Raw genomic sequence first — 23,884 nt, 5'->3', positions numbered from 1 at the left:
CCGCCGTGGTGGGGAACCCGGTTCGGTGGGCCGGTGAGAGGCGGATCAGTCGTTCTCGCCGGTGCGGATGTTGTACTGGCTTTCCACGGGAAGCACGAAGACGCGGCCGTCGCCGATTTCGCCCGTGCGAGCCGTTTCCATGATGGTTTCGATGGTTTCTTCCACCAGATCGTCCGCCAGGACGATCTCCATTTTCATCTTGGGCAGGAGGGTGACACTGTATTCTTTGCCGCGGTAGATGGCCGTATGTCCTTTCTGGCGTCCGTGACCGCGAACTTCCGAGATCGTCATGCCTGAAACGTTCAGCTTGCCCAGCGCATCCTTGACCTCTTCCACCTTGCTGGGGCGTACGATCGCCATGATCAATTTCATCGACTCACCCTATCGCCTGAAGAATCTGAGCTTCCAGTTCCTGCTGTAGATCGGGCCCAAGTCTACACCCATCCCGCGACAAGTAAAAGACATCCACGGCTCTCTCACCCTCCGTATTGATCAGGACCAGATCGATGTTGCAGCGAAGGGACGAGATCCGCTCGGCGATGGTGTAGAGGAGGCCGACGGCGTCGGGAGCCACGAGTTCCATGATGGTGTAGCGCTGTGTGGGCTCATCCTCGAAGTAGACCGAGGGGCGAAACCGCGCCGGCGAAAAGTGCGGGTTCACCAACCTGCCGTTGCCCTTGAGATACGTCTCTACGGAACGTTCATCCCGAATCACCCGGCTGACCAAATCCTGAAACGTCTGTTTCTCACTGGGATTCAGGGCGAAACGCCGGCGGACGTCGGTGAAGTGGAACAGGTCCAGAGTCGTACCCGCCCGGTTGGACATGGCATAGCCGCGGAATATGTTCATGCCGAACGAGGCGAGGACGCCGGCGATCCGGGCAAACAGGTGGAAGCGATCGGGAGTCACCACACAGAGCTTGTAGCCGTCGAGATCACGGGTCAGCCGCAAGCGCACCGGCCGATCGGTTCTCAGACCTCTAGCCAGGCGATAATGCTCGTAAATTTCGGAATGCGGGGTGATCTTGACGTATCTGAGAGGAAGTCCCTCGAGGAACCTTCCGAAATCCCGGGCGTCGAGGTCGCCGGGCAGATCTCTGAAGAGGAGGTCCGGGGTTTCTTCTTCCACCGAGTCCACGCCAAATCCCAGAGTGAGTTTCCGGTACGCGGACACGTACAGTTGCCACAGGAGATCCTTGGTCCAATCCTTGAGCACTCCGGGCCCGACGGCCTTGATGTCCGCGTAGGTGAGAAGACAAAGGAGCCGGAGCCGATCGGGATCGCCGACGCGGTCGGCGAAGCGGTCGATCACCCTCGGGTCCTCCAGATCCCTCCGGAATATGACTCTGGTCATGGACAGATGTTGTTGGATCAGAAACGAGACGGCCTCGATGCATTCCGCGGGAAAGCACAGGCGCCGCAGCGCCGCGCCCGCCATTCGCGTGCTTCGGTCGGCGTGATGTCCTTCGCGGCTCTTACCCACGTCGTGCAGTAGAAGGGCCAGAGTCAACAGTTCCGGGTGGGTCGCCTCGTCGAGCAGGGCCGCGAACCGGGCATCCCCGCCGGAATTCCCTGCCCTCAATTCCTCAATATTGCGTATGGCCATGAGGCTGTGCTCGTCAACGGTGTACTGATGGTAGAAATCGCGCGTGACCTTGGCCTTGATGCCGCCGAACTCGGGAAAGAGAGCCTCGAGGACCCCCAGTTCGTACATTTCGGTCAGGGCCCGGTAGAGGCCGGGCCGGGGATGGAAGAGTTCCATGATCGATCCCGGTTGGGGATGGCGGCGCAAGCTGGCGGCCAACTCGGAACTGCCACGGGCAATCGACATGCGGGCCCCGTCGCTCAACGGTTTTGACCGGGTCATGGAGTCGCGAAAAACTTTGAGGATGATGGGGCCGGCCCGTTCCGAAGAGACTCCGTCCAGGTGGATCTGAGTCGACGGGTCCACCGGTCTCCTGGGGACCAGCCCGTAGCGGCAACACCCGTGGATGACCCGTGCATTGAGATAGTACTCCTGCATCATGGACTCGACGCCCATCCGATCGTCTTCGGATTCATATCCGGCCAGAGGAGCGATTTTTTCCTGAAGCCGATACGTCAGGCGGTTCAGATTTCGCCCGCGCACCAGGTGGACCAGCATGCGCATCCGCTTCATGAAACTGGACGCGGCATCGATGCGCTCTTGGCTGTACGGGACGAATTGTCCCTCCCCCCGGAGCTTCGACAGCCATCCGCCCGCCAGGACATCCCGGAGTCCGCCCGGGCCCTCCTTCAGGTCCGGTTCCAGATGGAAGATGGTGTTCTGGAAATTCTCATGGCGCTGACGGGTCAGGCAGTCGATTCCAAGACGAAGTTCCTCGGTCTCTCCTCGATGCCAAACGGGAAGAAAGTCGCGGAGAAGGAGATTTCCCAATGCCGCGCTTCCGGTTACGATGCGAGCATCCGACAGTGACAGGGCCAACTCCAGGTCCGGGCCCTGGGCCGTCATTTCCTCCAGCGACCAGACTTGATGCCCCAGGTCCAGGCGGAGGTCCCACAAGTCGTGGAGCAGGTGTTTGATGGCCTCCTCGGCGGCTTCCTGATCTTCCCCCCGGAACAACAGCAGCAGATCCACGTCCGAGTGGGGGAACATCTCGCGGCGGCCGTATCCGCCCAAGGCGAGGATGCAAAACAAACCGGATCGAAGGTGTCGCTGAGCGACTTGGGAGACCAGGGTGTCCATGGCCTGGGTCAGGTCCTCCAGCGCCGCCTCGGGACAGAGGTCCGACCGAAACGATTGCTCGACGAGGCGTCGCCGAGCCGAATAGGTTTCCCAGGCCTGCGCACGAGTCGTCGTGGCCATTTCCGGCCATTCTGCCATATTCGTTCCCGGGGACGCGCCCTGCGATGATGCCCTTTCGGTTCCCGCGGCAGGGCGTTCCAGGGACAGTGACGGATCGGTCGGGAGTCGCTCCTGCCTTGACTCCGGGGGCCAAAGTGCTTATACGGGACACGCTATGGTTCAGTTGCTTTCGTTACTGGTCGAAAACAGATCGGGTGTCCTGGCCCGGGTTGTGGGGCTGTTCAGCCAGCGGGGCTACAATATTGAGACTCTGAACGTCGCTCCGACCTCCGACCCCACCATCTCCCTCATCACCCTTTCCACGAAGACGGATGTGGCGGGCACGGAGCAGGTCATCAAGCAGTTGAACAAGCTCATCGATGTCATCAAGGTGATCCCATACAATCCGCAGGTCCATATGGCTCGCGAGATGGCGCTGATCCGGGTGCGTGTCACGGAATCCACCCGGTCGGAGATCCTGGAACTCTCCAAGGTGTTTCGGGCGCGCGTCGTCGACGCCAGTCCTCAGAGCTGTGTCTTCGAGGTCACGGGAAACCCGGAGAAGATCAACGGATTTCTCCAGAACATGCGGGTGTACGGTGTGCGCGACGTGCACCGTACCGGGTGCCTCTCACTCAGTCGCGGAAGCGCGGAAAAAAGACGGGGTTAGCAGTCCGTGGCGAAAGTCCCACGCAACGCCCCGGGGCTGCGCCCGCCGGACAAGGCGCTCTGAGCATACCGGGCGTATGCGACCGAGGACCAACGCGTTTCCTCCGGGAAGGCTCCTTCGAGGTCCGTTGCAGAAAGCGAATCGGGGTTTTTCGGGACAAACTCCCAGGCGCTCATAGAAGATACGTATAACAGCTTTATCGTAGTCTAAGACGCGGCCCTGACGGCCTGATTTTGCGGGGAACACCATAGCAAAGTGTCCCCTCGGTACCGGTCCGGGAACCGCCGTCGCTTCTCCGATGGACGTTGTCAACGGGCTCTGGTCGCCTGAGCCGCCCCACCGGCAAGTGGTGCCCGGTTCTGGTCCTCGAGGCGTCCGGTTGTTATTCTCCAACGTGCCTCAGACAGGGGCGCGCCCGGACCACACCATGCTGACTCGCATTGAGCTACCGAAGGCGCCCGTTTGATCCATTCTCTGCTGCGTCCCTTATCGGCTTCCTTTTTTGCTTGGTGGCTGCTTTTCGTCCTTTCACCGACGCAGACTGGCGGCCCCCCATCAGAGAACGTCCGCCGGTCGGCAGAGGACTCGATCACCCGCCAGACACAGGACCCGGCAGAGACGATCCTCTACTTTCCCGACTACGTGGACGGTGGGGGCTGGTCGCTGCAGCTGGTGCTGAGCAACGTCGACCCGGCCGCCGCCGCCGAGGTCCGGGTGGAAGTCTACGATCCCGAAGGACAGCCCGTCCTGGATCTGTTCGATTCCGAATTGACGTTGGAGGTCCCGGCGCTGGGCAGCCGGGTGTTGAGGAGCTCGGGCACGGGGGCGATTCGCCGCGGCTGGATCCAGGTCCGCGCCGGTACGGACTCGGTGAGTGGACTCTTGACCTACCGGCACGCCCGGTCGGGGATCGAAGTCGGCGTCCAGCCCGTCGATTTGGGCTCGCAGTTCGCGTTGTTCGTGGAGGAATCGCCGACAGTCGGCGCGGGCGTCGCCGTCTTCAAGCCGGAAGTCTCGCCTCGCCTCGAGCTTCGCATTCGCGACGAAGAGGGGAACGATCCCCTGGAGGGGGTCGTCTCCTGGGGTGATTTCCACCAGGCGGCACGCACGCTCCCGGAATGGTTCGCCGTGGAAGGAATCGATCCGGGATTTCTGAGGGACTTCCGCGGGCTGTTGTTCCTGGAGACCGGGGACGAATCCCCGTTCGCCCCGCTCGGGCTGCGGTTCGGGAAGAGGACCTCCTCACTCTCGGCGGTGCCGGCGATCCGGACCCAAAGCGACGAACCTCAAGAAACGAACCTGGTCTTCCCCGACTATGTGGACGGCGGGGGATGGTCGGTGCAACTGGTGCTGAGCAACGTCGACCCGGCCGCCGCGGCCGAGGCTCGGGTGGAAGTCTACGATCCCGAAGGACAACCGGTCCTGGATCTGTTCGATTCCGATTCGACGTTCAAGGTCCCGGCGCTGGGCAGTCGTGTCTTGAGAAGCGCCGGCTCAGGAACCATTCGGCGGGGTTGGATCCAAGTCGAGGCCGATGCGGCCACGATCAGTGGACTCCTGACCTACCGGCATGCCCAGTCGGGGGTCGAAGTCGGCGTCGAGCCGGCGCAGCTGGGGAAGCAGTTCGCTCTGTTCGTGGAGGAATCGGGAACCGTCGGAGCAGGACTGGCCCTCTTCAAACCAGATGCCGAATCCAGGATCGAGTTGCGGCTGCGCGACGAGGAGGGAGACGATCCATTGAACGGATTGTTCCTGCCCTGGAAAGACTTCCACCAGGGGGCGCGAACGCTCCCGGAGTGGTTCGACGTGCCCGGGGTGGAGGCAGGATTTCTGAGGGACTTCCGGGGTCTTCTGTTCCTGCGAACGGGGGACGAATCCGGGTTCGCCCCGCTGGGATTGCGATTCGGCAAGGGCACCTCGTCACTCTCGGCGGTGCCGGCGATCCGGATACCGGACGATGCCGGGATCGAGGGCGGCCAGGCTCCGCCACCGACGGTGAAATTGTCAGCATCGCCGACCTCGATCGAGCGGGGCCAGAGCACGATGTTGACGTGGTCGTCGACGAGCGCGGAGAGCGCGGAGATCACTCCGGACATCGGCCCGGTGTCCACTTCGGGCTCGCGGAAAGTGTCGCCGAACGTGACCACGACCTACCACATCATGGTTACGGGCGCGGACGGACAGACGGCCACGGCGTCGGTCACGGTTACGGTGTCCGTTTCCGAGCGGGCGGTGCTGATGGCGTTGTACCAATTCACCGGCGGACCCGATTGGTTTAAAAGCACGAACTGGGGAAGCAGCCGGCCACTCAGGTATTGGCGTGGGGTCATCGTCGATGACGACGGGCGCGTGACGGGGCTAAGTCTCGGGGGGAACGGCCTCACGGGGCCGATCCCGTCCGAAGAACTCGGAAACCTCTCCAACCTGGAATGGCTGAATCTCGAAAACAATGACTTGGCGGGGGCGATCCCACCGGAACTCGGGAATCTCTCCAATCTGGAATTTCTAATTCTCGGCAACAATCGGCTGACAGGCCGGATCCCACCGGAACTCGGAAACCTTTCCAAACTGGAAGGGCTACGCCTCAACAGTAACGAACTGACGGGTCCGATCCCGCCCGAACTCGGGAACCTTTCCAACCTGGAAGGGCTAAGCCTCAGCAGTAACGAACTGACGGGTTCGATCCCACCGGAACTCGGAAACCTTTCCAAACTGGAAGGGCTAAGCCTCAGCATCAACCATCTGACGGGCCCGATCCCATCCGAACTCGGGAACCTCTCCATCTTGCGCTTCCTAGGACTCACCGAAAATAACCTGACGGGTTCGATCCCGCCGGCACTCGGGCAGCTCTCCAACTTGGAAGGACTCTATCTCGAACGCAATTTGCTGCGGGGGCCGATCCCGCCCGAACTCGGGAACCTTTCCAACCTGAAAGGGCTGGGTCTCAGCGACAACGAACTGACGGGGCCGATCCCGCCCGAACTCGGAAACCTCACCAACCTGGAAAACCTATATCTCAACAACAACCATCTGACGGGTCCGTTACCGTCCTCCTTCCTGGATATGGACTCGGGGCAGCAATTCTGGCTCGATTCAAACTATGGTCTTTGTGTTCCTGGATCCACCAGTTTCGTACGGTGGTCGAAGCGGATTCCGGACTTCAAGGCGGGAGCATACTGCAACGATTCGGACAGAGCCATCTTGAATGCGCTGCACGAAGTCACTGGCGGTTCGGATTGGACAAGCTCGTCCGGCTGGCGGGGGGACGGTGCACTGGGTGAATGGTACGGGGTCAGTGTGGACTCTCTCGGTCGGGTCACGGAACTCGATCTGAGTCACAACGGACTCAGGGGCCAAGTCCCGGGCAGTCTCGCTCTACTGTCCCAGATGGCAAAGTTGAAAATTGACGGCAACTCTATTTCCGGACGCTTGCCGATGTCACTGTCTTATCTCCGTTCCCTTCGCGAATTCCACTACGCTGATACGAAACTGTGCGTGCCGACCGCGGCATCGTTCCGCGATTGGCTGAACACCATTTCGTCGCACGAAGGAACCGGCGTGAAGTGCGCGCCGCTGACGGATCGCGACATCCTCGTCGCGCTCTACGACGCGACGCAGGGAGCGAACTGGTACCAGAGCGAGAACTGGCTGACCAAGGCGCGTCTGAAAGAATGGCATGGGGTCAGTATCGATGGCAACGGGCGCGTTATCCGGATGGAACTTCAATCGAACCATCTAGAAGGTGTGATCCCACCGGAACTCGGCTTCCTCTCCCACCTGGAGCAACTGGATCTTGCTTTTAACGATTTGTCAGGTCCGATCCCGCCGGCACTCGGGAATCTGTCCCGGTTGACGGAACTGGATCTTTTGGGGAACCGATTGACGGGTCCGATCCCGGAAGTACTCGGGAGGCTCTCCCGCCTGGAGGTGCTGGATCTTTTGGGGAACCGATTGACGGGTCCGATCCCGTCGGCACTCGGGAGGCTCTCCCGGCTGGGGGGACTGGATCTTGCTGGGAACCAACTGACCGGGACGATTCCGCCGGCGCTGGGGAATATCTCCTCAATGTACTGGTTGAATCTTTCGGGGAACCGATTGACGGGTCCGATCCCGTCGGCACTCGGGAATCTCTCGAAACTGGGGGGACTGGATCTTGCTGGGAACCAACTGTCAGGTCCCATCCCGTCGGCACTGGGCAGACTGGAACAACTGAAGATCATGTCCCTGACGAAAAACGTAGGCTTGGCTGGACCATTGCCCGCCCAGTTGACAAACCTCCGTCGCCTTGAAGAGCTTCTGGCCGGCGGGACAGGTCTCTGTGCCCCCGCCACCGCCAGCGTCCAGAGGTGGTTGGAGCCGGTTTGGAAACGCCGGATCGCCATTTGCTTACGCGACGGCCCGGTGGCAGCGTACCTGACCCAAGCAGTGCAATCGCGCGAGTTTCCGGTGCCGCTTGTTGCCGGGGAGGACGCGTTGCTTCGTGTGTTCATGACGGCGGAGCGTTCTACGGGGAAACAGATCCCACCCGTTCGGGGCAGATTCTACGTGCGGGGACGGGAGCGGCACGTATTGGACATCCCGGGGAAGTCTGCCCGGATCCCAACCGAATTGAATGAGGGCTCGCTCTCGGCCTCGGCCAATGCCGAAGTTCCAGGGGAGATCGTGCAGCCGGGCTTGGAGATGGTCATCGAGATCGACCCCGAAAAGACGCTGGGACCAGCGACGGGACTGCCGACGCGGATTCCGGAAGCCGGGCGGCAGGCGGTAGAGGTCCGGGCACTGCCCACGTTCGATCTCACGTTGGTTCCGTTCCTCTGGAGCCCGGCCCCGGACAAGTCGATTCTCGGCCTGGTTGAAGCCATGGCCGAGGACGCCGAAGGCCATGAACTGCTCTGGCATACGCGAACGCTTCTTCCGATCGAAGACCTGGAGGTGACCGCCCACGAACCGGTGCTGAGTTCCAAAAACGATAAATATGCATTGCTGAGTGAAACCGTAGCGATCCATGCCATGGAGGGTGCCAGTGGCCACTACATGGGGATGATGTCAGGAGGAGTCCCGCGCGGCGGGGTAGCATCGGCTGGCAAAAAGGTAAGTTATTCGGATCCCAGCGGGCATATTATGGCGCACGAATTAGGGCACAATCTAAGTCTTGGACACGCGCCCTGCGGCAATCCTTTTTTTCCGGACCCGGCGTTCCCAGAGCCCGACGGCTCCATCGGCGCATGGGGATATGATTTCCGTGAGGGAGGACAACTGGTGCCACCATCTCGGCCCGATCTGATGAGCTATTGCCCCCCCAGTGGATCAGCGACTACCATTTCGCCAACGCGCTCCGGTATCGCTTGCACACGGCCGCCATGGGGGGACAATCGTCCCTCGTCGCCGCACCGGCGACGTCCCTCCTACTATGGGGCGGCGTGGATGGCGGAGAGGTTCCGTTCCTCGAACCCGCGTTCGTGGTCCGGGCCCCAGCGTCACTTCCGCGATCCAATGGTGAGTATGAGATCGTCGGACAAAGTGCAGCCGGAAACGAGTTGTTCTCGTTCAGCTTCGAGATGCCGCAAGTGGCCGATGGAGACGGGAGTTCCTCCTTCGCCTTCGTCCTGCCCGCGCAGCCCGATTGGGCCGATCAGTTGGACAGCATCACTCTGACCGGACCTGGTGGCTCGACCACGCTGGATCAGGACACGGACCAGCCAGTCACCATCCTGCGCAATCCAAGGAACGGGCAGATTCGTGCCATCCTCCGCGGCGCGGAGGCCGCTCCCCAAAGAGTGGACGCCACACTGTCGACGCTGTCACTGGGCCCGGGATTGGAGCGATTGACCAGCCGCGGGATCCCCGATCCGGAAGCCTGGACGCAATAGAAGAAAGCGGAGCAGCCATCCAAAAAATGATCTCCATAGACTGACGTCCGTCAACTGAATTTAACGGAGGTAGCCTGCCTGCCACGCGTGATTCGGAACCCGAAACGTCGTGGCCGATCCACCCCCGGGACCGGATCGCGGTTACGACGTCGACCGCAGCGTTCAGTACCAGTCGAGAATCCTGACCTCGACGTCTTCGGCCGTCACCATACGCTCGAACACCTTCACGTCCGATCCCCTGTGGTGATAGGGGTAGACGGCCTTGGGCCGGAAGCTGTTGACGCATTCGGCGGCTTCTTCGGGAGTCATGGTGTAAGGAAGGTTCATGCAGACGAACGCCAGATCGATGTCCTTCAACGCCTTCATTTCGGGAATGCACTCGGTATCTCCGGAGACGTAGACTCGCTCTTTCCCGAACGTGAGGATGTATCCGTTTCCCCTGCCCCGGGTGTGGTAGAGCTTTCCCGCCTCCGGACCCCGTTTCAGGTTGTACATGGCGACCCCCTCCACCTGGATCCCGAGGGGACGGATGGTTTCGCCATTGCTCACCACCATGGCCTCCGGTACCGACTTCTGCACCGCCGCCGGGGCGACGATGACGGTCTCGTCCTTCCGGATTCGGGAGACCTGCTCGGGATCCAAATGGTCGCCGTGGATATCGGTGATCAGAATGAGGTCCGCCGGGGGTTGTCCGGTGTAATCTCCCCGGCTCCAGGGGTCGATGTAGACCACTTTATCCTGCCATTTCAGGATGAGGGATCCATGGTGGATCGGAACCACCTCCACTCCGCCAGCCAGCCAGGTCAGGTTGAAGATGCCGATCACAAACCACTGAGTGAGACTACGCATCAGTCGCTCCTTCCGGTTTCTCCGGCTCCCGTGCACACTGGATTCGGCACGGTGCGGGTCATGCCTCCCGTTTCACCGCAATTGCTAACGGCCCACCGCGTCCCGGAGTCTCTTGGCCATCTCCTGGACGTGGTAGAGATGCACCAGCATGGTCTTTCTGTCCCGAAGGTCTTCGAAGCTCACGGTGTTCGTCGGTTTGTAGAAGAAATCTTCGATGCGCCGTTCCGCCAGCATCAGCTCCCTGTTCAGGTACAGCACCTCCGGGCGATAGCCGTCCCGTCCGCCCCAAGAGCGGACCCGGGGCCGTTTCGAGTCTTTCCGGGCCAGTCCGAGCAGGATGCTCCCGATGAGGTTCTTGAGACCTCTTGCATCGCGGGAGAGATCCCCCAGCGCTTTCCTCCATTTTTTCCGGAATTCGGGCGTCATCTGAAGGCTGTTGTCGATCATGGCGTTCGCCCGAATCTCCTGGACCTCCTCGCAGTGCACCTTGAGCATGACCAGCGCGGAGCGGATACGCGTCAGGTAGTAGCCGATCTGGCGGTCCACGTATTGTGTGACGAAAGGATCGTTGGTTCTGGGTCCGACGGAGGTCACGCTCTTGTAGTACTGGGATCGGAAATGGGATCTCAGTATCTGGTTCTGGTAGGCGGGAATGGACTTGGAGTCCTTAAGGATGTCTTCCGCCGTGGCCGTCACAGGGACGTGCAGAAAATAACCAAGGCCAGCAAGAAGCGATAGGCGACAAACGGCAGCAGCGTACGCCGCTCGAGAAAGCGAAGAAAAAACCGGATACATAGGATGCCGCTAACGAAGGACGATGATACACCAAGGAGTAACGTGGAGTCAGCCAGACCGGCAGCCGCGGCCGCGCTTCGGGCGGAGAGCAGTTCGTAGGCGGCAGCCGCCCCTGCCAGCGCCATGACGGGGGCGGAAAGGAGGAAGGCGAACCGGGCGGCGTCCGATCGATTCAGGCCCAGAGCGAGACCTGCGGTCAGGGTGACGCCCGCCCGGCTCACCCCCGGAATGAGAGCCACAGCCTGGGCCAATCCGATCAGAATGCCGTCTTTCCGGGTCAGGCTCCGGAGGGACCGGCTCTTGGCGCCGCGGCGGTCCGCCCACCAGAGGACAAGGCCGAACAAGGCCAGGCAGAATGCGGTCACCGCGGGCGTCCGGAGATGCTCCTCGATGACGCCTTTCAACAGTCCACCCGCCACGACCGCGGGAATGGTCCCCAGGAGGATGGCGTCCATCAGGAAGGAGTTCCGGTTCCGGGCCCGGCCCGTCAACCGTTTGAACGCCAGTACGGAAAACTGTTTCCACTCGTGCCGGAAATAGACCAGTACCGCCAGGAGTGTACCGACATGGACCATGATGTCGAAGATCAGTCCCAGGGGCTGCCAGCCCAGAAGCCAGGGGACCAGTATCAGGTGACCCGAGCTGCTCACCGGCAGGAACTCCGTCAGTCCCTGCAAGATGCCCAGGAGGATCCCCTGAAGTGTCTGCTCGCCGATCATTTCGGAGATGGTCCCGCCTGTCCGGACTCGAGTCAAGGGGAATCAGGCAGTGACGGACCGGGGTCTTCGGGGTCAGAACCGCGTGCTATACTCCGCTCCCGTCACTGGGCAAAGGGCCGATCCCGCACCCGCGAGGGCCGATTCCCGCTCCGAGCCAAGAGGTACCGTTGAGCAGCCGGGAAGTCATCGTCATTCTCGACTTCGGGTCGCAATATACGCAGTTGATCGCCCGCCGGATTCGTGAGGCCCAAGTCTTCTCGGAGGTGGTTCCGTACCACACGCCGTTTCAGGAAATCGAGAGCCGCCGGCCCACCGGAATCATCCTCTCCGGAGGGCCCCGGTCCGTATTCGAGGAGGGTGCTCCGCATCCTGATCCTCAAATCTACTCCTGTGGCGTCCCGCTGCTCGGAATCTGCTACGGAATGCAGCTCCTGGCCCACCGGTTCGGCGGTCAGGTTCACCCCTCCCGCCGTGAATACGGAAAGGCCCAACTGGAACGGTCCCGTTCCTCGCCTCTGCTGGAGGGCCTTCCCCGGACGATGCAGGTCTGGATGAGTCACGGCGACCGGATCGAGGCGGTGCCTTCCGGGTTTCGGCGGGTGGCGTCCACGCACAGCGCTCTCGCCGTCATGGAAAGCCGGGAGCGGAGGATCTTTGGCGTCCAGTTTCACCCCGAGGTGGTTCACACGCCGCTGGGGCGGGAAGTATTTTCCAACTTTGTGGAGCTCTGCGGCTGCAAGCGTGATTGGACCGCGACCTCTTTCATCGAGAGCACCGTCGAACAGATCCGGGACCGGGTGGGATCGGGACGAGCCGTTTGCGGGTTGTCCGGTGGGGTCGACTCGACCGTAGCGGCCATCCTGGTCCACAAGAGCATCCGTCGACGTCTCACTTGTGTCTTTGTGGACAATGGCTTGTTGCGGGCAGGAGAGTTCCGGCAGGTGCTCGCTACGGTGCGGGACGAATTGCAATTGAACGTGGTGGGGGTGGAAGCGAGGTCCCGGTTCCTGGATCTTCTGGCGGGTGTGGAGGAGCCGGAGAGGAAACGGAAGATCATCGGGGAAACCTTCATTCGAGTCTTTGAAGAGGAATGCCGCAAGCTCGGGGATGTGCGCTTCCTGGTCCAGGGGACGCTCTATCCCGACGTCATCGAATCGGTCTCCGTCAAGGGTCCGTCGGCCGTGATCAAGAGTCATCACAACGTCGGGGGACTGCCGGAGGAGATGGATCTGGAGTTGGTGGAGCCGCTGCGGGATCTGTTCAAGGACGAGGTTCGCCAGGTCGGCCGGGAGTTGGGCCTGCCCCGGGAGATCCTGTGGAGACAACCCTTTCCGGGTCCCGGCCTGTCCGTCCGCATCCTGGGCCCGGTGACCGACGAGAGGTTGGCGCTGCTGCGCCAAGCGGATCGAATCGTGGATGAGGAGATTCGCCGGGCGCGTCTCTACGAGAAGATCTGGCAGTCTTTCGCCGTCCTGTTGCCGGTCAAGAGCGTCGGCGTCATGGGAGACGGGAGAACCTACGAGCACGTGGTTGCGATTCGAGCCGTCGACAGCGTCGACGGAATGACCGCGGATTGGGTCTCCCTGCCCCGGGAGGTTCTCGCCCGGATCTCCGTCCGCATCGTCAACGAAGTCAGGGGTGTCAACCGGGTGGTCTACGACGTGACCTCGAAACCGCCGGGCACCATCGAATGGGAATGATCAGACCCGCCTTTGCAAACCCGACGGGACATCTACCCTTCCGTCCAACGGTCCCGCCACCGCACAGGAATTAAACACAGGAATTAAACGAAATGGGCCAAGCCGAATTTGTCCATCTTCACGTTCACAGCCACTTCAGCCTGCTTGACGGCGCCAACAAGATCGACGCCCTCTTCCGGAGAGCGTCCGAATTGAAGATGCCGGCCATCGCCTTGACGGATCACGGCAACCTGTTCGGAGCCATCCAATTCCACGACGCGGGAGTCGATGCCGGGGTCAAACCCATTATCGGCTGCGAGGTGTATGTGGCCCGCGAAGGACGAACGGTCAAATCGGGCCGGTCGGATGGGAGCAACCACCTGGTTCTCCTGGCACGAAATCAAAAGGGCTATCGGAACCTGGTCAAACTCGTCTCACTGGGTTATCTGGAGGGATTCTACTATCGGCCGCGCATCGACCGTGAACTGCTGGAGCAGCACAGCGAAGGATTGATTGGGCTGTCGGCCTGTCTCAAGGGGAGCGTGGCCTGGAATCTGCACCAGGATCGCTACCAGGAGGCGCGCAAAGAGGCGGGCGAGCTCTCCGAGATCTTCGGCAAGGACCATTTTTACCTGGAAATGCAGGACCACGGCATTGAGGCGCAGAAGTCGGTCAATTCCGGAATCCTGAGTTTGGCCAAGGAGTTGGATCTCCCGCTGGTGGCGACCAACGATTGCCACTACCTCTCCCAGGACGACTCGTTTCCCCATGATGTTCTGCTATGCATCCAGACCGGAAAGACGGTCCAGGACACCAACCGGCTGAGCTACCGGACCGATCAATTTTTCTTGAAGACCCCGGAGCAGATGGCCCAACTCTTCGGCCACGTCCCCGGCGCGCTTTCCAATACCCTTGCTGTCGCCGAGCAGTGTGAATTCCGTTTGCAAGATGGTGGATCGGTGTTTCCGGAGTTCGAAGTTCCGGCGGGAAATACGTTGGATTCCTACTTCGAGTCCGTGGTCAGGGAGGGTTTCTCCCGGCGGTTGGAGACCTTGAAAAAGCAGCCGGGCTCGGACGGGCCGGCCCATCCGGTCCAGGAGTATTCCCAGCGTCTGGATCAGGAAATCGCCATGATTCAGAAAATGAATTTTTCCGGATATTTCCTGATCGTCTGGGATTTCATGAGATACGCGCGGGAACAAGGGATCGCCGTGGGTCCCGGACGGGGGTCCGCTGCCGGCAGTCTGGTCTCCTATGCCATGCAGATCACCGATGTGGACCCGCTCCAGTATGGTCTGCTCTTTGAACGTTTCCTGAATCCGGAACGTGTCACTCCACCCGACATCGATATCGACTTCTGCATGCATCGCCGGAACCAGGTCATCGACTACGTGACCGGGAAGTATGGCCGTGACAACGTCAGTCAGATCATCACCTTCGGAACCATGGCTGCCCGGGGAGCGATTCGGGACGTTGGACGCGGCCTGAACATTCCCTACGGAGAGGTTGACCGCATCGCCCGCCTGGTCCCCTCGGGTCCTGATGTCACCTTGAAAAAGGCTCTGAAGACGGTCAAGGAGCTCCGGGACCTCACTGCCGGCGATGAGCGTTACCAGCAACTCATGACCGTGGCACAGCGCCTGGAGGGACTGGCCCGGCATGCCTCCACTCACGCCGCAGGCATCGTCATTGCCCCGAGACCGCTGATCGATCTCATCCCCCTGTACAAGTCCAGCAAGGATGAAATCACGACCCAATACACCATGAACGACCTTGAGCGGCTGGGGCTGCTCAAGATGGATTTCCTGGCGCTGACCACACTGACGCTCATCGAACAGACCTTGGAGCAGATTCGAGAGCAGTCGAACCCGAAGATCGATCTGGATCAAATCGATCTCCAGGATGAAGAAACTTTCCGGCTCTTCAGCGAAGGCCGAACCACCGGCATCTTCCAGTTTGAGTCGCGGGGGATGAGGGAAATCCTGAAACGGCTCCAGCCCAGCCGTTTCGAGGACCTCATCGCCATGAACGCCCTCTATCGCCCCGGACCCATCCAGGGGGGAATGATCGACGATTTCGTGGACCGCCGGCACGGCAAGGTCCGAATTCGGTATGAAGTGCCCGAACTGGAGGAGATCCTGCGGGAGACCTACGGGGTCATCGTCTATCAGGAACAGGTCATGCAGATTGCCAGTGTACTGGCTGGTTTCTCTTTGGGTGAAGCCGACCTGCTCCGCCGGGCCATGGGAAAAAAGAAGAAGAAGGTCATGCGGGGCCAGAAGAAGAAATTCCTGGCGGGTTGCCGGGAACGGGGCGTCGACCCGAAGAAGGCCCAGAAGATCTATGACCTGATCGAGCAGTTTGCCGGGTACGGTTTCAACAAGAGCCACTCGACCGCATATGCGATCCTGGCCTATCAGACCGCCTGGCTCAAGAGCCACTATCCGGTGCAGTTCATGGCGGCCCTGCTCACCAGCGAAATCTCCAACACCGACAAAATGGTCCAGTACCTGAACGAGTGCCGCGACGTGGGCATACGGATTCTGCCACCCAACATCAACAGTGGAACTCTCCATTTCTCAGCCCGCGGGGAGAGCATCGAGTTCGGTCTCGCCGCCATCCGCAACGTGGGCGAGGCAGCCATCCGGTCGATTCTCTCGTGTCGAGATGACGTGGAGTCCTTCACCAGTTTTTCCCACTTCCTGGAATATGTAGACCTGAGGACCCTCAACAAACGGGTCCTGGAGGCGTTGATCAAGTCCGGAGCATTCGATTGCCTGAGCCCGACTCGACGGGGATTGCTGGAGAACTTGGACCGCGCCATCGAGAGGGGGCAAAAGGCGCAGAAGGACCGGCTCAGCGGACAGTTGAATCTCTTCCAGTCGCCGACGGGAACGGAGGCGGCGCCAGCGCCCGGAAATGAATCCGGGCAAGAGTGGCCGGACGACCTGAAGTGGCGGCATGAGAAAGAGGCTCTGGGGCACTATGTGACCGGTCACCCACTCAAGGGATACCAGGCCGAGTTGGCTCGCTTCTCGGACATCCGGACGAATGAGGTTTCCGAGGAGACGGCAGGCCGGGAACTCTCGATCGGAGGCTTGATCAGCGAGGTCAAGCGTCTGACGACTCGAAAGGGAGACGCCATGGCGACCTTCGTTCTGGAGGACCTCGCAGGAAGCGTTGAAGTTCTGGTCTGGCCCAAGGGCTATCGGAAGTTCCAATCCCTTTTGGAGTCGGCTCCCCCTGTGTTGTTGCGCGGCCGCTGCGAAGCGGACGCCCGCGGCAAGGTGCGCATTCTTTGTTCCGACTTGGTCCCCTTGGACAGTCTCTGGAACGGAGCCGTCCAGTCCGCACGGATCACCATCCCATTGCCCTCCCTCGACAACGACAAGGTCAGTGGCCTCCACGACCTGGTGATCCGCCACCCTGGAAAGTGCCCCCTGAGGTTCGAGCTGGTCGAGCAGGAGGCGTACCGGATTCGACTGATCCCAGAGGAGGAGCTTGCTGTGAACCCGATTCCTTCCTTCGTCACCGCGGTGGAAGATCTTTTTGGGAAAAGCTCCGTCACCTTGTATACTCGGGCCTGACGTCCGATCCGAAAACAGGAGTCGAATTCTCGCAGCCGCACGACTCGTGCCGCCCGATCGGCTCACAAACAACTACCCACGTGACCTTCGAAGTGAGCTTATGACCATTGAGAAGGCACGAAAAGTCGTTTCACTCAGAGGTCCGATGGAAGAGCGTTCGCGATTCCAGGCTCAGGAACAGACTCGTCAGCCGGATGAGCACCGGACCAGTCCGGCGTCCCCTGGGAAAGCGTGGGACAGAGTGCAGATCTCCCGGCACCAGGATCGACCCTACACCCTCGATTGCTTCGACCGTCTGTTCGATTCGTTCCGGGAGATCCACGGCGACCGCAAGTTTGCTGACGACCGGGCGATCGTGGGCGGAATGGCCAGTTTCAAGGGCGCTCCCGTCATGGTCTTGGGCCACCAGAAGGGGCGTAATACCAAGGAGCGCCTGGAGCGCAATTACGGGATGCCGAAGCCTGAGGGATACCGCAAGGCGTTGCGTTTGATGAAGCTGGCCGAGAAGTTTGGGCGTCCCGTTCTCACTTTTATCGACACTCCTGGCGCCTATCCGGGGCTGGGAGCCGAGAAGCGGGGACAGGCGGAAGCGATCGCCTACAACCTGCGTTCCATGGCCGGACTTCGGGTCCCCGTCATCGCGACCGTTCTGGGAGAAGGTGGCAGCGGAGGCGCCTTGGCGGTGGGTCTGGCCGATCGGATCCTCATGCTGGAGAATTCCATCTACTCCGTCATTTCTCCGGAGAGCTGCTCCGCCATCTTGTGGAAGGACCAGAATCATGTTCGCGAGGCCGCCCAGAGCTTGAAGCTCACTGCTCCGGATCTGAAGCGGTTCGGAATCGTCGATGAAATCGTGGCGGAGCCTCCGGGAGGCGCCCACAACGATTGGGACCAGACGACGAGCGAACTGTCCCGGGCGCTTTCCCGCCACCTGGAAGAGGTTTCCGCTCTGGATCCCCAGGATCGCATCGATTCTCGTCATGAGAAGTTCCGGAAAATCGGAGAGTACGCGAGCCGGGTATGAGTTGACCCGGACTCTTCAGCGGTCTTCGCCAAGAACCGCCGCCGGTGCGGGGCCGGTCCTGATCTCCGGTACAGGATTCACGAGACGCCCATAATTCACGCTAATCCGAATGCGGGACCGCAGCCCGGGTGGAACAGCCCCCTCTCCGTCTCCCGGAGGAGACCCTTCCCTGACGTGAGCCCTGTCCGGCTTTCGAATCCAGGGGGTAGGGTATAATCGGGCCCCATCATGAACGTTCGCTCAGTTCGGGGAACCCACGACATTCTCCCCGGTAGCGTGGAGTTGTGGCAGGAGATCGAAGAAAAGACTCGCCTGCTGTTTCGGCGCTACGGCTACGGCGAGATCCGGACCCCGGTTTTGGAGGAAACCAATCTGTTCTGCCGCAGTCTCGGACAGGAGACGGACATCGTACAGAAGGAAATGTACACGATACCGGCGCGACGGGGCCGTGGCATCAGCCTCCGGCCCGAGGGGACCGCGCCCGTGGTTCGATCCTATTTGGAAAATCATCTGAATCGGGGGAGCAGTCTGACGAAGCTCTACTATGTCGGACCCATGTTTCGCAGGGAGAGACCTCAAAAAGGCCGCTATCGCCAGTTTCATCAGATCGGGGCCGAGGTTCTGGGTTCGGATCATCCGGGCATCGAAGCGGAAGTGATGGAGATGCTCCATGTCTTGCTGGACGACCTTGGAGTTCGGGGAGTCCGGCTATTGGTGAATTCCGTGGGCTGTTCGTCCTGCCGGCCGGCCTACGTTCGCGTCCTCCAAGAAAGGTTGCTGGCCGAATCGGATCTTTGTGCAGAATGTCAGACGCGGTCCCGGCGGAATCCCCTTCGCGTTCTCGACTGCAAGCGGCCGTCGTGTTCTCCCACCATCGAAAATCTGCCATCGATCCTTGACCACCTGTGCGGGAAGTGCCGGGAACACTTCCGGCGCTTTCGGGACCTCCTGGATCTCATCGGGATTCCGTACGCGGTGACGCCTCGATTGGTTCGAGGCCTGGATTACTATGTGCGGACCACGTTCGAGATGGTGACGGATCGTTTGGGCCCGACGCAGAACGCGTTGCTGGGAGGGGGCCGCTACGATGGACTGTCGGAGCTCCTGGAGGGTCCACCGGCGAAGGGGTTCGGCTTTGGCCTGGGTCTGGAGCGTCTGGTGCTCCTCCTTTCGCGGAAAAATGAATTGGCTGCAGGCTATCGTTCCCCCCGGCCTGAGATCTTTCTCGCCTATCTGAATGAGGCGTCGTTGCAAAAGGCGTTCATTCTGGCTCGAGATCTTCGTCGAGAAGGGGTTTTCGCCTACGTGGACTTCGGCGGACGCAGCCTACGGGCCCAGATGCGCCTGGCCAATCGGCTCGGGGCGCAGTTCGCCTGCGTCATCGGAGACGACGAGATTCGCACCGGGCTTTACTCCATCAAGAGAATGTCTGACGGCGCCCAGACTCGATTGCAGCAGGGAGGCATCCCCCGACACGTAAGATCGGCGTGAGAGAGGAGGATCAGGGAAGTGGCAATCGCCGGCAAGCAAGCACTGAATCGACCTGCCTACCACATCGACGGCATGGGGAGTCTCCACCGGAGCCACCGCTGTGGAGAGATACGGCCAAGTGATGTGGGCAAACGTGTGACCGTCATGGGGTGGGTAGACCGGACCCGGGACCTGGGAAACCTGATCTTCGTGGATCTCAGAGATCGGGAAGGGACGGTCCAGGTCGTGGCAAGCGCGGAGGACCGGTCAGTTCTCGACAAGGCGAAAGAGCTTCGGTCCGAGGATGTCGCCGCGGTCGTGGGTAACGTGATCGATCGCGAAGAAGAGACGGTCAATGACCAGATTCCTACGGGCACGGTTGAAGTTCGGGCGGAAGAAATCCGGCTTCTGAGCGCCTCCAGGACCCCGCCTTTTCCCATTTCCGAGGAACAGGGGACTTCGGAAGAGACCCGGCTGCGTTACCGCTATCTGGACTTGCGCCGGCCACGGATGCAGGCCAATGTGCGGCTGCGTCACGAAATCTGCCTGGAAACCCGCAAACTCATGGACAGTCAGGGATTCCTGGAAATCGAGACGCCCTTCCTGACCAAATCCACCCCGGAGGGCGCTCGGGACTACCTGGTTCCCAGCCGTGTTCACCGGGGGCAATTCTACGCCCTGCCCCAGTCGCCTCAGTTGTTCAAGCAGCTCCTGATGGTCTCCGGCTTCGATCGGTATTTCCAGATCGTCCGTTGCTTTCGTGACGAGGATCTCCGAGCGGACCGGCAACCCGAGTTCACACAGATCGACATCGAGATGTCCTTCGTTCAACCTGAAGATATCTTCCGGCTCGTGGAGTCCGTGCTCCAACGGATCTTCAAGGTTGCCGGTTACGATCTGACAGTTCCCTTCCCCAGGCTCAGTTACGGGGAGGCCATGTCCCGGTACGGAACGGATCGGCCCGATACCCGGTTCGGATTGGAATTGCGCGACGTGGGGAACGCGTTTGCGGAGAGCGGATTCCAGATTTTCCGCCGAATCCTGGGGGAAGGAGGGTGCATTCGGGGAATCCGGGTTCCCGGAAAGGCCGATTACACCCGCCGGGAGACCGATGAATTGACCCGGTTTGTCACCGAGCTCGGAACCGGTGGTCTGGCGTGGATCAAGTCCACGGCAGGTGGCTTCAGAAGTTCCTTGCCCAAAAGCGTCGGAGCACCGGTGCTTCGGTTCGCGGCGGAAATGGGTGAACTTGAAGCCGGCGACATCCTGCTGATGGTGGCTGGAACCGAATCGCAGGTGAACAATACCCTGTCCGTGCTGAGGCTCCATCTGGCAAAACAGGAAAACCTGATCCCCGACAATCGGCAGGACTGTCTGTGGGTCTACGATTTCCCGCTCCTGCAGTGGAGCGAAGAGGACTCCCGTTTTCTGGCTTGTCACCATCCGTTCACCTCGCCGAAGGAGGAGGATCTGCACCTGTTGGACACCGCGCCGGAACGGGTCCGTGCCAAGGCGTACGATGTTGTTCTGAATGGCACCGAGATCGGCGGCGGATCCATTCGTATCCATAGCCAGGAGTTGCAGGCGCGGGTCTTCGAGGCATTGCGGATCGGCCCGGAGGAAATGCAATCCAAGTTCGGATTCCTCCTGGATGCGCTCCGTTTTGGCGTGCCCCCGCATGGCGGTATTGCTCTGGGCCTGGACAGAATCGTGATGATTCTGGCGGGCGAACAGTCCATCCGCGATGTGATCTGCTTTCCCAAGACCGCGAGAGCAATGGATCTCATGTCGGGCTCGCCGTCGGGCGTCAGCCTGCGCCAGCAACGGGAACTCCATTTGCGCCTGACCTGAGATACCGGATTTCCGTAGACCTGGCCCCGAGCGGGAGTTGCTATACTCCTCCCAATGGGCAAGGTTCAGCTTTTACCGGAAGTCCTGACCCATCAAATCGCAGCAGGGGAGATCGTCGAGCGTCCCGCTTCCGTTCTCAAAGAGTTGCTGGAAAACTCGCTGGACGCGAGCGCGACCTCGATTTCGGTACAGGGAGAGGCTGGTGGTCAGCGCCTGATCTGCGTCCGCGACAACGGCGTGGGAATGAGTCCCGACGACGCCCGGCTCGCATTCGAGCGGCACGCTACCAGCAAGATCAGCACCCTTGAAGATCTGACGCGAATTCGGACGCTGGGTTTTCGGGGAGAGGCGCTTCCGTCTATTGCTTCCGTCTCGCGTCTCAGGCTCAGGACCTGTCCCAATACCCGGTCCGGTTCTGCGGATCCGGGAACCGAAGTGCAGATTCAGGGAGGCCAACTCGTCGAAGTCCGAGAAATATCCTGTGCCAGGGGCACTGAAGTTCTGGTAGAGGATTTATTCTATAACGTTCCAGCAAGAAAGAAATTTCTAAAGTCTTATTCTACGGATCTTGGACACCTGACGAGACAGCTCACCCACTATTGTCTCGCTTATCCGTCCGTCCGGTTCCATTTCACCCACCATGGCCGATTGCTGCTGGAGGCGGATGTTTCCGAGGGGCTCGAGGACCGGGTGTTCCAGGTCTTGGGTGAGTCCTTTCTGCAAAACCTGGTTCCCGTCGACTACCGCAAGTCCAACCTTCGAGTGAACGGATACGTTTCTCTGCCTCACGACCATAGAAGCAGTACGGCGTCCCAATTCCTGTTCGTCAATAGGCGAATGGTCCGCGACCGGGTCATGGCCCACGCCGTTCGACAAGCCTACCGGGATGCCATGCCGGCCCGTTCTCATGCCCGGGTTCTGCTCTTTCTTGAGGTCGATCCCGAGGACGTGGACGTCAACGTCCACCCGTCCAAAACAGAGGTTCGTTTTCGTCACAGCGGGGCCGTGCATTCCGCTGTATTGCACGCAGTCGAGGAAGCCATGCAGCGAGGCAGAGTCGATCTGTCGAGCTTGGCGAGAGACCTGCCGCCGTCTTTCTCCCGAAATGCGCCCCGACCTCCGATGCAGGCGCGATTGCGTCCTGGCCCTACCGCGGCTGGCCTCTTTTCTCCGCCCTCTCACGAAGGGGGCGCCAGCCTCAGCCGAGACTCCGTCGTTCCGGCGCCGGCACCGCTGGTTCGGGAAGGTGGTGCCGACCCTCATTTGGACAACATCCCGGAGACCACCGGCATCAGCTCGGTCCCCGTCGTCCTGGGGCAGTTCGTCGAAAGCTTCATAGTCGCGGCGGACAGAGATGGTGTTCTACTGATCGACCAACATGTCGCGCACGAAAGGATCCTCTTCGACCAGGCCGTCAAGGAGTTGGGCGACGCAGAAGATCCGCCGACCCAGTATCTGTTGGAACCGCTGAAGCTGGAATTGACGCCTGAGCAGAAGGCTATGCTGGGGGAGATTCTGGATGATCTCAACCGAAATGGCTTTGCCGTGGAATGGTTCGGGGACAGGACGATCCTGGTTCGCGGCGTACCGGCGCTGGCCCGATCATGTGACACCCTGGAGCTCTTTCAGGAGATCATGAACAACTTTCAGGGTGAGGAAACCCACAGGACTGCGGAGGCCTCTTCTCTTCGACGCCGGCGGGAGAAGATCGCCATCAGTCTGGCCTGTCGTAGCGCCATCAAGATCAACACTCCACTGTCGCGGGAGAAGATCCAGTGGCTCCTGGATCAGCTCATGGTCTGTGAGACCCCATATACCTGTCCTCATGGGCGTCCCATCGTTCTCAGGGTCGGTATCGAAGAGATCCTTCGTGGCTTCAAGCGGATCTGATCCGGCTGAACGGGAGAACTGCGGGCCCAGCCGAGCGGAATCACGGTAAGCAGACACAAAAGGAAAAGGGCCTCGCAAGGAGACCCTTTTCACAAAAATCCCGGCAACGACCTACTTTCCCACACAGTCACCCATGCAGTATCATCGGCGCTGGAGGGCTTAACTTCTGTGTTCGGGATGGGAACAGGTGTAGCCCCTCCGCCATAGTCACCGGAAAACCCTCTTCATCTGGAAAAAGCGGCAACCCTTGCCTCTTCAAGGCGACAACTGATCTCCGCGGCAGCGAAAAATTCTAGGTCAAGCCGCACGGCTGATTAGTACAGGTCAGCTTCATGCGTTGCCACACTTCCACTTCCTGCCTATCTACCTCGTCGTCTCCGAGGAGCCTTCAGTCCCGTTAAACGGGAGGGAGATCTCATCTTGGGGCGAGCTTCACGCTTAGATGCATTCAGCGTTTATCTCTAATGCACTTGACTACCCGGCGGTGCCCCTGGCGGGACAACCGGTACATCAGAGGTGCACCCAGCCCGGTCCTCTCGTACTAGGGCCAGCCCCCCTCAAATCTCCTACGCCCACAGCAGATAGGGACCGAACTGTCTCACGACGTTCTAAACCCAGCTCACGTACCGCTTTAATCGGCGAACAGCCGAACCCTT

14 protein-coding genes and 2 rRNA genes are annotated in these 23,884 nt (G+C 60.5%); 9 read left to right on the top strand and 7 right to left on the bottom strand.

All coding sequences use genetic code 11. The features are described 5' to 3' along the window. Positions 1 to 45: 45 nt before the first annotated feature. Complete coding sequence (locus OXT71_01420) at positions 46 to 372, bottom strand: P-II family nitrogen regulator (GenBank protein MDE2925039.1); 327 nt, start codon at positions 370 to 372, stop codon at positions 46 to 48. Between the two features lie 4 nt (positions 373 to 376). Then, a complete protein-coding gene (locus OXT71_01415; GenBank protein MDE2925038.1) occupies positions 377 to 2,863 on the bottom strand; it encodes an HD domain-containing protein in 2,487 nt (828 codons plus the stop codon). 136 nt (positions 2,864 to 2,999) lie between these two features. Here OXT71_01415 and ilvN point away from each other — a divergent pair, with 136 nt between their 5' ends. The 3 genes from ilvN (at position 3,000) to OXT71_01400 (ending at position 9,364) form a co-directional block, all read left to right on the top strand. Then, positions 3,000 to 3,494 carry an acetolactate synthase small subunit gene (gene ilvN / locus OXT71_01410; GenBank protein ID MDE2925037.1) on the top strand — a complete coding sequence of 165 codons (495 nt, stop codon included), beginning with the start codon at positions 3,000 to 3,002 and terminating at the stop codon, positions 3,492 to 3,494. A gap of 462 nt (positions 3,495 to 3,956) precedes the next feature. Continuing rightward, positions 3,957 to 9,149 (top strand): M66 family metalloprotease, encoded by a 5,193-nt coding sequence (locus OXT71_01405; GenBank protein MDE2925036.1) that lies wholly within the window; start codon positions 3,957 to 3,959, stop codon positions 9,147 to 9,149. Further along, complete coding sequence (locus tag OXT71_01400) at positions 9,131 to 9,364, top strand: hypothetical protein (protein ID MDE2925035.1); 234 nt, start codon at positions 9,131 to 9,133, stop codon at positions 9,362 to 9,364. The genes OXT71_01405 and OXT71_01400 overlap by 19 nt, the downstream gene beginning before the upstream one ends. Positions 9,365 to 9,526: 162 nt before the next feature. Here OXT71_01400 and OXT71_01395 read toward each other — a convergent pair whose 3' ends face one another. From OXT71_01395 to OXT71_01385, 3 genes are all read right to left on the bottom strand, one after another. Continuing rightward, positions 9,527 to 10,213, bottom strand: coding sequence for an MBL fold metallo-hydrolase (locus OXT71_01395; GenBank protein ID MDE2925034.1), 687 nt, complete (start codon positions 10,211 to 10,213; stop codon positions 9,527 to 9,529). Positions 10,214 to 10,297: 84 nt separating this feature from the next. After that, positions 10,298 to 10,909: a hypothetical protein gene (locus OXT71_01390; GenBank protein ID MDE2925033.1), complete on the bottom strand. Its 612-nt coding sequence runs from the start codon at positions 10,907 to 10,909 to the stop codon at positions 10,298 to 10,300. Continuing rightward, positions 10,906 to 11,727 carry an undecaprenyl-diphosphate phosphatase gene (locus OXT71_01385; GenBank protein MDE2925032.1) on the bottom strand — a complete coding sequence of 274 codons (822 nt, stop codon included), beginning with the start codon at positions 11,725 to 11,727 and terminating at the stop codon, positions 10,906 to 10,908. Before OXT71_01385 ends, OXT71_01390 begins: the two co-directional genes overlap by 4 nt. 167 nt (positions 11,728 to 11,894) lie before the next feature. Between OXT71_01385 and guaA the strand changes: the two genes are divergently transcribed. The 6 genes from guaA (at position 11,895) to mutL (ending at position 23,228) form a co-directional block, all read left to right on the top strand. After that, positions 11,895 to 13,427: a glutamine-hydrolyzing GMP synthase gene (gene guaA, locus OXT71_01380; protein MDE2925031.1), complete on the top strand. Its 1,533-nt coding sequence runs from the start codon at positions 11,895 to 11,897 to the stop codon at positions 13,425 to 13,427. Positions 13,428 to 13,519: 92 nt separating this feature from the next. Continuing rightward, positions 13,520 to 16,993: a DNA polymerase III subunit alpha gene (gene dnaE, locus OXT71_01375; GenBank protein ID MDE2925030.1), complete on the top strand. Its 3,474-nt coding sequence runs from the start codon at positions 13,520 to 13,522 to the stop codon at positions 16,991 to 16,993. Positions 16,994 to 17,093: 100 nt separating this feature from the next. Then, on the top strand, positions 17,094 to 18,017 hold the full coding sequence (locus OXT71_01370; GenBank protein MDE2925029.1) for an acetyl-CoA carboxylase carboxyltransferase subunit alpha: 924 nt from the start codon (positions 17,094 to 17,096) through the stop codon (positions 18,015 to 18,017). 228 nt (positions 18,018 to 18,245) lie between these two features. Further along, positions 18,246 to 19,508 carry a histidine--tRNA ligase gene (gene hisS, locus OXT71_01365; GenBank protein ID MDE2925028.1) on the top strand — a complete coding sequence of 421 codons (1,263 nt, stop codon included), beginning with the start codon at positions 18,246 to 18,248 and terminating at the stop codon, positions 19,506 to 19,508. A gap of 72 nt (positions 19,509 to 19,580) precedes the next feature. After that, positions 19,581 to 21,338 carry an aspartate--tRNA ligase gene (gene aspS / locus OXT71_01360; protein MDE2925027.1) on the top strand — a complete coding sequence of 586 codons (1,758 nt, stop codon included), beginning with the start codon at positions 19,581 to 19,583 and terminating at the stop codon, positions 21,336 to 21,338. Positions 21,339 to 21,392: 54 nt separating this feature from the next. Further along, positions 21,393 to 23,228, top strand: coding sequence for a DNA mismatch repair endonuclease MutL (mutL, locus tag OXT71_01355; GenBank protein ID MDE2925026.1), 1,836 nt, complete (start codon positions 21,393 to 21,395; stop codon positions 23,226 to 23,228). A 98-nt stretch (positions 23,229 to 23,326) separates the two neighbouring features. Here mutL and rrf read toward each other — a convergent pair. Both rrf and OXT71_01345 read right to left on the bottom strand, forming a co-directional pair. After that, positions 23,327 to 23,443 (bottom strand): 5S ribosomal RNA (rrf, locus tag OXT71_01350). 78 nt (positions 23,444 to 23,521) lie between these two features. Beyond that, positions 23,522 to 23,884 (bottom strand): 23S ribosomal RNA (locus OXT71_01345); the annotation flags it as partial.

This window comes from Acidobacteriota bacterium (assembly GCA_028874215.1).
Taxonomy (GTDB): Bacteria; Acidobacteriota; UBA6911; order RPQK01; family JAJDTT01; genus JAJDTT01.
The sequence above is the reverse complement of the archived record's forward strand: the minus strand, read 5'-3'. Positions and strand labels throughout refer to the sequence as shown.

Coding starts and splice junctions, on each gene's coding strand:
- OXT71_01370 (MDE2925029.1), top strand. CDS start 17,094: ATGACCATTGAGAAGGCACGAAAAGTCGTTTCACTCAGAGGTCCGATG.
- OXT71_01420 (MDE2925039.1), bottom strand. CDS start 372: ATGAAATTGATCATGGCGATCGTACGCCCCAGCAAGGTGGAAGAGGTC.
- OXT71_01415 (MDE2925038.1), bottom strand. CDS start 2,863: ATGGCAGAATGGCCGGAAATGGCCACGACGACTCGTGCGCAGGCCTGG.
- aspS (MDE2925027.1), top strand. CDS start 19,581: ATGGGGAGTCTCCACCGGAGCCACCGCTGTGGAGAGATACGGCCAAGT.
- OXT71_01395 (MDE2925034.1), bottom strand. CDS start 10,213: ATGCGTAGTCTCACTCAGTGGTTTGTGATCGGCATCTTCAACCTGACC.
- mutL (MDE2925026.1), top strand. CDS start 21,393: ATGGGCAAGGTTCAGCTTTTACCGGAAGTCCTGACCCATCAAATCGCA.
- OXT71_01385 (MDE2925032.1), bottom strand. CDS start 11,727: ATGATCGGCGAGCAGACACTTCAGGGGATCCTCCTGGGCATCTTGCAG.
- dnaE (MDE2925030.1), top strand. CDS start 13,520: ATGGGCCAAGCCGAATTTGTCCATCTTCACGTTCACAGCCACTTCAGC.
- ilvN (MDE2925037.1), top strand. CDS start 3,000: ATGGTTCAGTTGCTTTCGTTACTGGTCGAAAACAGATCGGGTGTCCTG.
- hisS (MDE2925028.1), top strand. CDS start 18,246: ATGAACGTTCGCTCAGTTCGGGGAACCCACGACATTCTCCCCGGTAGC.